General features: G+C 64.9%; 13 protein-coding genes. 9 read left to right on the top strand and 4 right to left on the bottom strand.

The window, feature by feature from the left end; translation table 11 throughout:
• Positions 1-72: 72 nt before the first annotated feature.
• On the bottom strand, positions 73-834 hold the full coding sequence (locus tag BRAGE_RS0142400) for an SDR family oxidoreductase (protein ID WP_027562067.1): 762 nt from the start codon (positions 832-834) through the stop codon (positions 73-75).
• 123 nt (positions 835-957) lie between these two features.
• Between BRAGE_RS0142400 and BRAGE_RS0142395 the strand changes: the two genes are divergently transcribed.
• The gene (locus BRAGE_RS0142395; RefSeq protein WP_027562066.1) at positions 958-1,470 is read left to right on the top strand and encodes a CvpA family protein; all 513 of its coding nucleotides are present in this window, start codon (positions 958-960) and stop codon (positions 1,468-1,470) included.
• Between the two features lie 203 nt (positions 1,471-1,673).
• Positions 1,674-2,456: an SDR family oxidoreductase gene (locus tag BRAGE_RS0142385; RefSeq protein WP_027562065.1), complete on the top strand. Its 783-nt coding sequence runs from the start codon at positions 1,674-1,676 to the stop codon at positions 2,454-2,456.
• A 156-nt stretch (positions 2,457-2,612) separates the two neighbouring features.
• On the opposite strand, the gene BRAGE_RS0142380 is transcribed toward BRAGE_RS0142385, so the two are convergent.
• Positions 2,613-3,089: a DUF3775 domain-containing protein gene (locus BRAGE_RS0142380; RefSeq protein ID WP_027562064.1), complete on the bottom strand. Its 477-nt coding sequence runs from the start codon at positions 3,087-3,089 to the stop codon at positions 2,613-2,615.
• A 138-nt stretch (positions 3,090-3,227) separates the two neighbouring features.
• Between BRAGE_RS0142380 and BRAGE_RS0142375 the strand changes: the two genes are divergently transcribed.
• From BRAGE_RS0142375 to BRAGE_RS0142345, 7 genes are all read left to right on the top strand, one after another.
• A complete protein-coding gene (locus BRAGE_RS0142375; RefSeq protein ID WP_027562063.1) occupies positions 3,228-4,079 on the top strand; it encodes an MBL fold metallo-hydrolase in 852 nt (283 codons plus the stop codon).
• 223 nt (positions 4,080-4,302) lie between these two features.
• Positions 4,303-5,145 (top strand): fumarylacetoacetate hydrolase family protein, encoded by an 843-nt coding sequence (locus BRAGE_RS0142370; RefSeq protein WP_027562062.1) that lies wholly within the window; start codon positions 4,303-4,305, stop codon positions 5,143-5,145.
• A gap of 183 nt (positions 5,146-5,328) precedes the next feature.
• Positions 5,329-5,940 carry a glutathione S-transferase family protein gene (locus BRAGE_RS0142365; RefSeq protein WP_027562061.1) on the top strand — a complete coding sequence of 204 codons (612 nt, stop codon included), beginning with the start codon at positions 5,329-5,331 and terminating at the stop codon, positions 5,938-5,940.
• A 90-nt stretch (positions 5,941-6,030) separates the two neighbouring features.
• Positions 6,031-6,900: an MBL fold metallo-hydrolase gene (locus BRAGE_RS0142360; RefSeq protein WP_027562060.1), complete on the top strand. Its 870-nt coding sequence runs from the start codon at positions 6,031-6,033 to the stop codon at positions 6,898-6,900.
• 120 nt (positions 6,901-7,020) lie between these two features.
• Positions 7,021-8,169 carry an alpha/beta hydrolase gene (locus BRAGE_RS0142355; RefSeq protein ID WP_027562059.1) on the top strand — a complete coding sequence of 383 codons (1,149 nt, stop codon included), beginning with the start codon at positions 7,021-7,023 and terminating at the stop codon, positions 8,167-8,169.
• A gap of 66 nt (positions 8,170-8,235) precedes the next feature.
• A complete protein-coding gene (mbfA, locus tag BRAGE_RS0142350) occupies positions 8,236-9,207 on the top strand; it encodes an iron exporter MbfA (protein ID WP_027562058.1) in 972 nt (323 codons plus the stop codon).
• Between the two features lie 154 nt (positions 9,208-9,361).
• Entirely contained in the window at positions 9,362-10,834 is a 1,473-nt protein-coding gene (locus BRAGE_RS0142345) for an amidase (protein WP_027562057.1), read from the top strand.
• Between the two features lie 62 nt (positions 10,835-10,896).
• Here the strand turns inward: BRAGE_RS0142345 and BRAGE_RS0142340 are convergent, their stop codons facing one another.
• On the bottom strand, positions 10,897-11,985 hold the full coding sequence (locus BRAGE_RS0142340; protein ID WP_027562056.1) for a Zn-dependent alcohol dehydrogenase: 1,089 nt from the start codon (positions 11,983-11,985) through the stop codon (positions 10,897-10,899).
• A gap of 44 nt (positions 11,986-12,029) precedes the next feature.
• Positions 12,030-13,814: an acyl-CoA dehydrogenase family protein gene (locus BRAGE_RS0142335; RefSeq protein WP_027562055.1), complete on the bottom strand. Its 1,785-nt coding sequence runs from the start codon at positions 13,812-13,814 to the stop codon at positions 12,030-12,032.
• Positions 13,815-13,847 lie beyond the last annotated feature (33 nt).

Raw genomic sequence — 13,847 nt, 5'->3', positions numbered from 1 at the left:
ACTCCCCTTACCCGGAATTTGCTTTCGCAAATTCCGGCCTCTCCCCGCACGCGGGGAGAGGCGAAGACACGCTCAATTCAGCAAGAACCCGCCGTCCACCGTTACCACACTCCCCGTCATGTACCGCGACGCCTTCGAGGCCAGCAGCAAAATCGCGCCGTCGAGATCGGACTCGGCGCCGACGCGGCGCTGGGGGATGCGTTTGGCGAGGCGCTCGCCGGCGGGCGTCGACCAGAAGGCGTGGTTCATCTCGGTATCGATATAGCCGGGCGCGAGCGCGTTGATGCGGATGTTTTGCCCCGCGAGCTCCAGCGCCATCGCTTTGGTCGCCTGGATGATGCCGGCCTTGGAGATGGCATAGGGCGAGACCGCCTTGAGCACGCCGGTGCCGAGCACGGAAGCGATGTTGACGATGTTGCCTTCCTGCTTGCGCGCAATCATGCGGCGGGCGATTTCGGTCGCGAGGAAATAAGCGCCCTTCAGATTGGCGCCGATCACCGCGTCCCAGTCGGCCTCGGTCTGCTCGGTCGCGAGCTTCTCGATGGCGATGCCGGCATTGTTGATCAGCACCGTGACCGGGCCGAGCGCTGATTCCGCGTCATCCACGGCTTTCGCGATCGATGCGGTGTCGGTGACGTCGAGCGCGATCGCAGCTGCGCGGCCGCCCTTGCCGCGGATCTCCTCCTCGAGACTCCTCAGCTTGTCGGTCTGTCGCGCCGCGAGCGCGACCGCCGCGCCATGTGCCGCCAGCACCCGGGCAAACTGCCGCCCCAGCCCCTGGCTCGCGCCTGTTACGAGGATGGTTTCTTTACTGACGTCGAATAGGTCTGACATGACGTTGTCCTTGCGCGATTTCCCTGGGCTTTGGAGCCATCAATACCGACGATTTTAACGATCTGAAACCGGAATGATCGGTTCGGCGTTCATTCGTTCCACCTGAGGCAGGGGCTCGCAGTGATGAACAGTTTCGATCTCGCGGTCTATGCGGCGCTTGCCATGGCCGTCGGCCTCGGCTTTCGGACCGGCCTGCTGCGCAGCGCCATGACCATCCTGGCCTATCTCCTCGCCGCGCCCATGGCGGTGGCGCTGATGCCGATGATCGCGCCGCAGATCGCCGGCAATCCCAACGCGCCGCTGCTCCAGAACTGGATCTGGTTCTTCGCCATCTTCGTGGTGGTCGGCATGCTGCTCGGCCATATCGGCCGCGTCGCGCTGAACGACACCCTTGGCGAGGCCGGCATCGGCGACCGCCTCGGCGGCGCCGCGCTCGGCGCCGTCAGGGTCGGCCTCGTCGCCACCACGCTGGTTCTCGTGTTCGACCAGATCGTGCCGGCCAACCGCCAGCCGCCCTTCCTCGCCGGCTCGCATCTGCGGCCGCTGTTCTCGGCGGCCGGGCAGATGGGATTCAAATCGCTGCCGCCCGAGGCCGCCGACGCGATCGACCGCCTCAAGCAGGAGCGTCGCATCTAGAGCGCGATAAGATCGCGCTCCAGCTTATTGTCTGGGCATGATCTTTTCGGAAAACCGCTACGCACTTTTCCGAATCATGCCCGTTTGCATCGCCGCGGCCCGCGCCATGCATTTTGACGCGGGCCTCTCCCTTATCAGCGGCGCCGCAGTTGGCTAGAGTAGCGGCCATCCAAAACCTGCGTGCTATTTTCGGGAGTGAAACAGTGGATCTTGGGATCAAAGGTCGCCGCGCCATCGTCTGCGCATCCAGCAAGGGCCTCGGCCGCGCTTGCGCCATCTCGCTGGCGGACGCCGGCGTTCACGTCACGCTGACCGCGCGCGGCGCCGAAGCGCTGAAGAAGACGGCCGACGAGATCCGCAAGGCCTATCCCGATGTGACCGTCACCGAGATCGTCGGCGACATCACGACGCCGGCGGGCCGCGAGGCCGTGCTGAAGGCCTGCCCCGAGCCCGATATCCTGATCAACAATGCCGGCGGCCCGCCGCCCGGCGATTTCCGCAACTGGACCCGCGACGACTGGATCAAGGCGATCGACGCCAACATGCTGACCCCGATCGAGCTGATCAAGGCGACCGTCGACGGCATGATGGCGCGCAAGTTCGGCCGCATCGTCAACATCACCTCGGCCGCGGTGAAGGCGCCGATCGACATTCTCGGCCTCTCCAACGGCGCGCGCGCCGGTCTCACCGGCTTCATCGCCGGCCTGTCGCGCAAGACCGTGATCAACAACGTCACCATCAACGGCCTGTTGCCGGGCCCGTTCGAGACCGATCGCCTGACCGGCACCGCCAAGGCCGAAGCCGACAAGCGCGGCGTCTCCGCCGAGCAGATCCTGGCCGAGCGCGCCAAGCTCAATCCCGCGGGGCGCTTCGGCCAGCCCGACGAGTTCGGCTATGCCTGCGCCTTCCTGTGCGGCGCCAAGGCCGGCTTCATCACCGGGCAGAACATTTTGCTCGATGGCGGTGCGTTCCCGGGCACGCTGTGATCTGCCCTCTCCCTCTCCCCGTTCTTACGGGGAGGGGTGAGGGGCTGCTTCGGCAAAGACGATAGCGATTGGACTCGCGGAGACTCCCCCTCACCCGGATTGCATCTCCGATGCAATCCCGGCCTCTCCCCGCAAGCGGGGAGAGGCGAAGACGGATCACCGCTGCTTCGTCGGCTCGTCTTCGTCGCGCTCGCTGGGATCGGAGGAATCGGCGGTGAGACGCTCGTCGGTCCAGTCGATGCCGAACTCGTCGAGCCCGTCCGCGAGCAGATCGCCCAGCATGGGATCGCCGAGCAGATATTGCACGGTCTCGTGCCGGGGCCTGCGATATTCGCCCCGCGCCTCCACGGCGCGGGCGCGCAAATCGTCCCACTCGTCGATCGTGCCCTCGCCGCGACCGAGCCACGTCAGTGCGACGAGATCGACCTGCTCGTCCTCGTTCAGGGCAGCGATGAAACTCCCGAGCTCGCTGCCGACGGGATCGGAGCCGTCATCCCCGAGGACATCAACCGAATCGTCATCGCTCGGATTCGAGCCCGAATCCGGATCGGTATCCCCTTCCTTGACGTCGAATTCGCGCGCCTTCTCGATGATGAAGGCGACCTTCTCGGCGGAAATCGCAAGCTCTGGCATGGGCTCCCCTCGGGCGCATCGTTGGGCTGGTTCCAGGTTCCCCTCGATAACGCAACATCACGACAGATGATCCATTGCGCTCCGTGACGGAAAATGCGCATCTTTCGGCACCAAAGCAAGAAAATGGGGGCATACCGCATGCACTGGAGGGTCGGCAGCGTCAGAATCACTGAGGTCGTGGAGTTGGAGACGGTCGGCTCGACCCGCTTCATCCTGCCGCTGGCGAGCAATGATGAAATCCGGAAGCTGCCCTGGCTGATCCCGCATTTCGCCACCGAAGAGGGCCGGCTGAAGATGTCGATCCATTCGCTGGTGGTCGAGACGCCGACGCGCCGCATCGTGGTCGACACCGGTCTTGGCAACGACAAGCAGGGCCGCGGCGTCCCGACCTGGAATAACCGCAGCACGCCGTTCCTTCAGACGATGACGGCAGCGGGCTTTGCGCCTGAGACCATCGACACCGTGCTGTGCACGCATCTTCACGTCGATCATGTCGGCTGGAATACGAAGCTGGTCGGCGGCAAATGGGTGCCGACCTTCCCGAACGCGCGTTACGTCTTCGGCCGCACCGAATACGAGCACTGGCGCGATCATTCCACCGAGCCGGACAAGGCGGCGGTGTTTGGCGATTCCGTGCAGCCGATCGTCGATGCCGGCAAAGCCGATCTCATTCCGAGCGATCATCGCCTGTCGGAGGAGATCAGCGTGATCCCGACTCCGGGCCACAGCCCCGGGCATATGAGCATTTTGATCCAGTCGGGCGGCGAACAGGGACTGCTGACCGGCGACGTCGCCCACCATCCCTGCCAGATGGCGCATCTCGATTGGTCCTCGACGGCGGATTCCGACCAGGCGCAATCGGCCGCAACGCGGCGCGAATTGTTCGGGCGGTTTGCCGATACGCCGACGCTGGTGATCGGCGGGCATTTTTCCGCGGGGCATATCAAGCGCGAGGGAGATGCGTTCAGGTTCGAGGCGCTGCAATCGTAGGGTGGGCAGAGCCACCGGGTCGCGCGAACGCGCGCCCGATGACAGGCTTCGCGTGCCCACCTGTCCGGGCTATTGGAAACAGCTCGTGGGCACGGCGCTTCGCGCCTTTGCCCACCCTGCAAGGAGGGGCTGCAATGCACCGCTGTTTGAGCGGTTGAATTTCCCGCCGCCCTGTTCCATGAAGCTATTTAACCGATCGGTCCATCTCCAGGGAGAAACGAGAATGAAGCTTGTTCGTTATGGCGAAAAGGGTGCGGAAAAGCCCGGCCTGATCGACAAATCCGGCCAGCTGCGCGACCTGTCCGCGCATCTGAAGGACCTCACGGGCGATGCCTATTCGCCGGAGAGCCTGAAGAAGCTGGCAGGCCTCGATCCCGCCTCGCTGCCCGCCGTCTCCGGCAAGCCGCGCTTCGGCTCGCCGGTGACCGGCATCTCGAAATTCGTCGCCATCGGGCTCAACTACAGCGACCACGCCAAGGAGACCGGCGCGGCGATCCCGACCGAGCCGATCATCTTCATGAAGGCCAACACCTCGCTGTCCGGCCCGAACGATGCGGTCGAGAAGCCGCGCGGCTCGACCAAGCTCGACTGGGAGGTCGAGATCGCCGCCATCATCGGCACCCGCGCCAAATACGTCTCGGAAGCCGATGCGCTGAACTACGTCGCCGGCTATTGCGTCTGCAACGACGTCTCCGAGCGCAACTTCCAGACCGAGCGCCTGGGACAGTGGACCAAGGGCAAGTCGCACGACACGTTCGGCCCGCTCGGGCCGTGGCTCGCCACCAAGGACGAGATCAAGGACGTGCAGAACCTGTCGATGTGGCTCGACGTCAACGGCCAGCGCCGCCAGACCGGCTCGACCGCGACCATGATCTTCTCGATGGCCAAGTGCGTCTCCTATGTCTCGCAGTTCATGACGCTGCTGCCCGGCGACATCATCACCACGGGCACCCCGCCCGGCGTCGGCCTCGGCATGAAGCCGCCGACCTTCCTCAATGTCGGCGACGTCGTGTCGCTCGGCATCGAAGGCCTCGGCGAGCAGCGCCAGGAGATCATCGCGGCGTAAGGGCCTCCGCCGTCATCCTGAGGAGCGCGCAACGCGCGTCTCGAAGGATGCGCCACAAGCACGGTCGCCCGGCGTTCGCGCCGGGTGACGAGAGACCCTCCCTCGTTATCCATCCTTCGAGACGCGCGCCGAGGGCGCGCTCCTCAGGATGAGGACTGTGTGCCTGGATAGAGGTTATTTTCCATGAAACTCTCCTTCTCCGCCGCCTCGCCCTTCGCCCGCAAGGTGCGCATCGCCGCGATCGAGCTTGGGCTGATCGACAAGATCGAGCTGATGCCCGCAACCGTCGCGCCGGGCACCGCGAATGAGGACTATTCGCGCATCACGCCGCTGAAGAAGCTGCCGGTGCTGATCACCAATGACGGCGACGTCATCCTGGATTCCTACGTGATCGTCGAATATCTCAACGAGATGGCCGGCGGCAGCCTGATCCCGGATTACGGCCCGCGGCGCTGGAAGGCCAAGACCAATCATTCGCTGATCAACGGCATGCTCGATTCCATGCTGCTGTGCCGCTACGAGAAGATGGTGCGGCCGCAGGGCCTGCAATGGCAGGCGTGGTCCGACGACCACTGGAATCGGGCCTGGACCGGCATGGCGCGCTTCGAGAACATGCCCGAGGTTTTGAACGGCCCATTCGACATTTCGCAGATCGGCCTCGTTTGCGTGCTCGGCTATGCCGATTTCCGCTTCGCCGATTGCGGCTGGCGCAAGGCCTATCCGAAGCTCGACGCCTTCCATCAGAAGATGCTGGAGCGGCCCTCCGTGAAGATCTCGGTGCCGCCTCCGGCGTAGTTTGAGCATGATCTTTTCGGAGAGCCGCTGCACACTTTGCGCTGACGCGGCCCTCCGGGTTCGGATCATGCCGTAACCGCGGGAGTTCTCATGAGCCTCAAATATTCGGTCGGCGATCTCACGATCCATCGCGTCATCGAGCAGGAATCCCCGTTCTTTCCAGCGCTGGAGTTCATCCCCGGGCTGACGGCGGAGGTCCTGGCCGAGAACCGCGCGTGGATGCGGCATGCCAAGGCGCTGGACGATGCGGACACGTTGATCCTGTGCTTCCAGTCCTACGTGGTGAAGACACCGCACCACACCATCCTGATCGACAGCTGCATCGGCAACGACAAGTCGCGGCCGCAGCGGCCGAAATGGCACATGAAGACCGACGACACCTATATGCGCGCGCTCGGCGCCGCGGGCGTCTCGGTGGAAGACATCGACTTCGTGATGTGCACGCATCTGCATGTCGATCATGTCGGCTGGAACACGCGGATGGAGAATGGCCGCTGGGTGCCGACCTTCCCCAAGGCGCGCTACGTCTTCGCCAAACAGGAGTTCGATTACTGGACCGAGCAGAACGCGAAGGCCGAGGTGCCGCCCTTCGCCGACAGCGTGCTGCCGGTGGTCGAGGCGGGACGCCACGAGCTCGTCGGCAACGACCATCAGATCGGCGATCACGTCCGCATCGTGCCGACGCCCGGCCACACGCCGGGCCATGTCGCATTCGCGATGGGGCGCGGCAAGGACGATGCGGTGTTCACCGGTGACCTCATCCATTCGCCGCTGCAGACGCTCTATCCGGAGCTGTCGATGAAGTTCGACGTCGATCAGGCCATCGCGGCGAAGACGCGCCGCAGCGTCCTTGAGCGCTATTGCGACACCGACACACTGTGCTGCACCGCGCATTTCCCCTCGCCGTCGGTGGGGAGGATCAAGCGCAAGGGTAATGCGTTCGTGTGTGAGTCGGTGTGATTTAGCCGAGATGCCGTAGGGTGGGCAAAGGCGCACGCCTCGCGCGCCGTGCCCACCACTCCTTATGGTGGGCACGCTTCGCTTTGCCCACCCTACGATTCCTCCCGGGTGGAGAAAGCCATGACAACACTCCCCGACATCCCTCTCCCCGCCGGAATCCGCTCGCGTCATGTCGACGGCATCAACGGCTTGCGGATGCATGTGCTGGAAGCCGGCTTCGAGACCAAGGAGCGGCCCTGCATCCTCTTGCTGCACGGCTTCCCCGAGCTTGCCTTCTCCTGGCGCAAGGTGATGCCGGCGCTGGCTGCCGAGGGTTATCACGTGCTCGCGCCGGACCAGCGCGGCTATGGCCGCACGACAGGGTGGACCGCGGATTATGATGGCGACCTCACCCCGTTCTCGCTCCTCAACCTCGTGCGCGATGTGCTCGCCCTGGTGGCGGCGTTCGGCTACAGACAGGTCGATCTTGCCGGGCATGATTTCGGCAGCCCGGTCGCAGCGTGGTGCGCGCTGATCCGGCCCGACGTGTTTCGATCGGTGACGCTGATGAGTGCGCCGTTCGGCGGCGCGCCGACATTGCCGTTCGATACGGTCGATGGTCCGGCAAAGCCTGGCGTGGAAGATCCCGTGCATCGCGGGCTCGCCGCGTTGCCACGGCCGCGCAAGCACTATCAATGGTACTATTCGACACGGCCCGCGAACGACGACATGCAGCACGCGCCGCAAGGTGTGCACGATTTCCTGCGCGCCTATTATCATCACAAGAGCGCGGACTGGACCGACAACAAGCCCTACCCGCTGCAATCGTGGTCGGCGAATGAACTGGCGAAACTGCCGACCTACTATGTGATGGATCTGAACGAGACCATGGCCGAGACGGTCGCGAAAGAGATGCCCTCGCTGGCCGCGATCGCCGCCAACCGATGGCTGCCGGACAGCGACCTTGCTTATTACAGCGCCGAATACGGCCGCACCGGATTCCAGGGCGGGCTGCAATGGTACCGCTATGGCACGTCGGGCATGCTCAACAAGGAGATGCAGCTGTTCTCAGGACGCAGCATCGACGTGCCGTCGTGCTTCATCTCCGGCAAGCAGGATTGGGGCACCTATCAGCGCCCCGGCGTGTTCGAGGCGATGCAGGGCCGGGGCTGCACCAGGATGCTCGGCTGCCATCTCGTCGACGGCGCCGGCCATTGGGTGCAGCAGGAGCGGCCGGGCGAGGTCAGCAGGTTGCTGCTCGACTTCCTCGCAAAGGCCCGCACGGCCTGATTTGACCTGGGAACCACGGCGCCCTATATAGTTTAGAACTATTCTAAACTAATGAAACGGGCCGTCGTGAAGACTTTTGCCGACCTGACCGAGCGCGAGGTGCTTGCGGTCGCGATCTCCTCCGAGGAGGAGGACAGCCGCATCTACATGACGTTCGCCGAGGATTTGCGCGAGCGTTATCCAGACACGGCAAAAATCTTCGAGGAGATGGCCGAGGAAGAGCGTGGCCACCGGCACCGGCTGCTCAAGCTTTACGAGGAGCGGTTCGGCCCGCATCTGCCGCCGATCCGCCGCGAGGACGTCAAAGGCTTTCTGCGTCGGCGCCCGATCTGGCTGACCAAGAACCTTCCGCTCGACACGATCCGGAAAGAAGTCGAGACCATGGAGCTCGAGGCCGAGCGCTTCTACGCGCGCGCCGCCGAGCAGGCCGAGGATGTCGGCGTACGCCGCCTGCTCGGCGATCTCGCCGAGGAAGAGAAGCACCACGAGAACCGCGCAGTCGCACTCACCGACGAGATCCTGAAGCCCGACGTGCGCGCCGAGGAAGATCGCACGCGGCGGCGGATGTTCGTGCTGCAATATGTGCAGCCGGGCCTCGCCGGCCTGATGGACGGATCGGTCTCGACCCTGGCGCCGCTGTTTGCGGCGGCCTTCGCCACGCACCAGAACTGGCAGACGTTTCTGGTCGGCCTTGCCGCCTCGATCGGCGCCGGCATCAGCATGGGCTTTGCCGAAGCGCTGTCCGATGACGGCTCGCTGACGGGGCGCGGCTCGCCCTGGCTGCGCGGCATCACCTGCGGCGCAATGACCACGCTCGGAGGCCTCGGCCACACCGCGCCCTATCTCGTGCCCGACAGCTGGGCCAACGCATTCTGGATCGCAACCGCGATCGCCTGCGTCGTCGTGTTCTTCGAGCTGTGGGCGATCGCCTTCATCCGCTCGCGCTACATGGACACGCCGTTCCTCCAGGCCGTATTCCAGATCGTGCTCGGCGGCGCCATCGTGCTCGCGGTGGGGATCCTGATCGGGGCGGCGTAGGTCGCGTCACACTCGGTGTCATCGCCGGCCTTGTGCGCAATTGCGCACTGGGGCGGGCGATGACAGCTGCTGACATATCAATCGCCATCAAACGGCGGTTGCGGCCTTCCGCCAAACTGCGCATCATCCCGTCAGTGAAATGCAGGAGCATGCCTTGGCCAAATCGGAATGGAGCTACAAGAGCGCGGTCGAGCTGTCGGCCGCGTTGACCGCAAAGAAGGTCTCGGCAGTCGAGCTCACGCAGGACGCAATCAACCGCATCGAACGGCACGACGGCAAGGTCAACGCGATCTGCGTGCGGGACTTTGACCGCGCGATCAGCGCCGCGCGCGAGGCGGACGCCGCGCTAGCACGCGGCGAGCGCAAGCCGCTCCTCGGCCTGCCCATGACGGTGAAGGAATCCTACAACGTCGCCGGCCTGCCGACGACCTGGGGCATTCCCGCGCAGAAGGATTTCATCGCCAAGGAAGACGCCCTACCGGTCACGCGCGTAAAGGACGCCGGCACCATCGTCCTCGGAAAGACCAATGTGCCGGTCGTGCTCAGCGACTGGCAGAGCTACAACGACATCTACGGGACCACCAACAACCCCTACGATCTCGGCCGCACCCCCGGCGGCTCCTCCGGCGGTTCGTCGGCCGCGCTTGCAGCGGGCTATGGCCCGCTGTCGATCGGCTCCGACATCGGTGGCTCGCTGCGCGTGCCGGCGTTCCATTGCGGCATCTATGCGCACAAACCGACCTTCAACCTCGTTGCGGTGCGTGGGCATGTCGCACCGCCGGCGCCGCCACTGCCGTTTGAGCGCGACCTCTCGGTGATCGGCCCGATGGCGCGCAGCGCCACCGACCTGTCACTCGTGCTCGACGTGATGGCCGGCCCCGATCCGATCGAAGCGGGCATCGCCTACCGGCTCGAATTGCCGCCCGCGCGGCATACGTCTTTCAAGGATTTCCGCGTGCTGGTGATCGACACCGATCCGGTGCTGCCGACCGACACGGCCGTGCGGGGGACCATCAACACGCTTGCCGACAATCTCGCCAAATCAGGCGTGAAGATCGCGCGCAGCAGCCCGCTGCTGCCGGATTTCGCGGCGTCATCGCGACTCTATATGCGGATGCTGATGTCGTTCCTTGCCGCGAGTTTTGCGCCCGATGTCTATGCCGGCGCCAAGGCGGCCGCGGCGGCGCTGCCGGAAATCGACAACAGCCTCGCCGCCGAACGGCTGCGCGGCATCGCGCTGAGCCATCGCGACTGGGTGGCGGCAAATGCCGGCCGCACCCGGCTGCGCGCGCAATGGCGCGAGCTTTTCAAGACCTTCGACGCGGTGATCTGCCCGGTGATGCCGACGGCCGCCTATCCGCACGACCATTCGCCGGACCAGGAACAGCGCCGGATCAAGATCGACGGCAAGGAGCACGTCTATACCGACCAGCTCGCCTGGCCCGGCATCGCGACGCTCCCAGGCCTGCCCTCGACCGCAATCCCCACGGGCTTCGCGCCGGACGGCTTACCGATCGGGGTGCAGATCGTCGGCCCGTGGCTGGAGGACCGCACGCCCCTGAGACTGGCCGAACTGATCGAGCGCGAGTTCGGCGGGTTCGTGCCGCCGAAGATGTTTGATGACTAGGTCCGCCCGTCATCGCGGAGATTGCGCTTCGCTCCATCCGGGCTACGAACAATGCCCGTTGCTCAGTTATCAAACATGATCACGCTACGCAGCGTCTTGCCCGCTTTCATGTTGGCAAAGCCCTCGTTGATCTCGGAGAGCTTCAGCTTGGCGGAGATCCAGTCCTCGAGGTGCAGCCGGCCGCGCAAATAGAAATCGACCAGGCGTGGCATGTCGACGCGGAAATGGTTGGAGCCCATCGAGGAGCCCTGGATCCGGCGCTCGCGCAAGAAGTCAAAGCCGTGCAGCTCGATCTTCTGGCCGAACGGGATCATGCCGACGATGGTGGCGGTGCCGCCCGAAGCGAGCATGGCGAAGGCCTGCTCGGCGGTTTCCTTGCGGCCGAGCACCTCGAAGGAGTGTTGCACGCCGCCATTGGTGAGGTCGCGCACCTGCTTCACGACGTCGCCGTCGGCGGGATTGATGATGTCGGTGGCGCCGAGCTTGGTCGCGAGCTGGAGCTTTGCCGGATTGGTGTCGATGGCGATGATGCGGCCAGCACCGGCGATCTGCGCGCCGTTGATCGCGGCCATGCCGACGCCGCCGCAGCCGATCACGGCCACGGTCTCGCCGGCCGTCACCTTCGCCGTGTTCACCACCGCGCCGTAGCCGGTGATGACGCCGCAGCCGATCAGCGCGGCGAGATCGAGCGGCATTTCCTTCCTGATTTTGACGATCGCGTTCTCGTGCACCAGCATCTGCTCGGCGAAGGACGAGAGATTGAGGAACTGGTTCAGCTTCTCCGCCCTGTTCCACTGCATCCGGTTGGACGCGCCCGGCAGCATCTTCACCGTGGTGTCGGTGCAGAGCACGGTGCGGCCCGTGGTGCAATTGTCGCAGGTACCGCAGAACACTGACAGGCACGTGACGACGTGATCGCCCGGCTTCACATAGGTGACGTCGGAGCCGACCTGCTCGACGATGCCGGCGGACTCGTGCCCGAGCACCGCGGGCAGCGGATGCGGATAGAGGCCTTCCATGAAGTGCAGGTCGGAGTGGCAGAGGCCGGCGACCGCGGTGCGGATCAGGACCTCACGCGGACCGGGTTTCGGCAGGCTGACATCCTCGATCACCAGAGGCTTGTTGACTTCATAGAGGACGGCGGCCTTCATCGAGCACTCCCTATCGCGTTTTTTGTTTGATCGTGGCGTGCAGCCTACGCCGCCAGAACCAGTTCGCCAACCTCACTCATGCCGGCTGAGCGGTCACCGAGCAGCAGCGCCGCGATCTTCGCTTGCGTCGCATTTTCCGTCAGCCGGAACGGATCGCTTGGCGTCACGCGATGGTCGATGACGAGGCGCGACAGCAGCAGCCGGCGTGCATCGCCGCGCATTGCGTGGATGCGGTGCGCCTCCCAGGCGAGCGCGACCGCGCTTGCGACATGATAGAGCAGGCTGGTGGCGCGCCGCGCATCGGCCTCGTTCTCCGACTTGCCCGCGACCTCGCGCGCGAAGCCGACCGCACGATCAGTGAGCCCGCGCAAATTGTCGCGCCAGGCCCGCGGCACGGAGGCGCTATCATCGAGCCGCGCGTGCAGATCCGCGGCGAGCGCCGATTCGGCACCGTGACGGCCAACCGCGCGACGGAGCGCATCGATGGCGACGATGTTGCCGGTCCCCTCCCAGACCGAGCCGAGATGCGCATCGCGCAACAGGCGCGGCGTGGCGAACTCCTCGATATAGCCGATGCCGCCGCGCATCTCGAGCGCATCGCCGCAGACCTTTCGCGCATCGCGCGTCGCGCGGAATTTCAATGTCGGTGTCAGGATGCGCAGCAGCGCCGCCGCATCCTGGCTGCCGGCTTCCGCGCGGTCGAGCGCGTCAGCGGTGAGAAAGCTCATCGACAGCGCCTGCTCGACCGGCAGCATGATCTTCAGCATCTGCCGCCGTCCCAGCGGCAGGTCGATGATGCGGTTGCCGAACACCACGCGGTTCTTCGCCACCGTCATGGCGTCATGATAGGCGCGGCGCATCAACGCGGTGGACTTCACACCGTTGGAGAGCCGCGACGAGTTCACCATCTCGGCCATCTGTACGAAACCGCGGTCGAGCTTGCCGACGGCATAGGCGATCGCGCCTTCGAGCTTGATCTCCCCCGAGGCCATCGAACGGGTGCCGAGCTTGTCCTTCAGGCGCACGATCCGGTAATGGTTCTGCGAGCCGTCGTCGAGGAAGCGCGGCATCAGGAACAGGCCGACGCCGCGCGTGCCGGGGCCCGCGCCTTCCGGGCGCGCCAGCAGCATCACGACCTTGGCGTCGGCATTCGAGCAGAACCATTTCTCGCCATAGAGCCGCCAATGGTCGCCCTCCTGCACCGCACGCGTGGTCAGCGTGCCGACGTCGGAGCCGCCCTCCTTCTCGGTCATGAACTGGCCGCCCTGCGTCAGCTTGCTCATATCGGTCGAGGTCAGGCCGTCCAGATATTTCGCTTTCAGCGCATCGTCACCGAAATTGGCGAGCAACTTGGCGCAGCCGTCGGTGACGTTGATCGGGCAGCCCATGCCGAATTCGGTCTGGTTGAACAGGAAGGTGAAGGCGTGTTTTGCGACGACAGGATATTTGTCCGGCCAGCCCATGATGCCCTTAGCGATCGAGAGCGCGTGGATGCCGAACTCGCCGAACGCGGCGTTCTCCAGCTCGCGATAGGCCGGGTGATATTCGATCCACTGCACGTCGCAGCCGAACTTGTCGCGCTGGTGCAGCACCGGGGTGTGCCGGTCGGCGAGCCGCGCGCATTCGTCGAGATGGCCGCCGGCGAGCCCGCCAAGGCGATCGAGATGCGGCTCGATGTGGCGGAATAGCATGTCGGGCAGATGGATGCGCAAGAGATCCGTCAAGGCAGGATCGGCGCGGTAGAAATTCATGCCAGTTGTATCGGGCGCCAGCAGGCCCGATGGCTCGGCCGCGACATGTTTCGGCTGCGCTGTGACCGGCTTGTGCATGATCGTCCTCTTCGTTTCCGCCCGGCGGCAATT

The sequence above is a fragment of the Bradyrhizobium genosp. SA-4 str. CB756 genome (genome assembly GCF_000473125.1).
Taxonomy (GTDB): domain Bacteria; phylum Pseudomonadota; class Alphaproteobacteria; order Rhizobiales; family Xanthobacteraceae; genus Bradyrhizobium; species Bradyrhizobium arachidis.
This window is presented reverse-complemented; position numbering and strand designations above follow the sequence as displayed.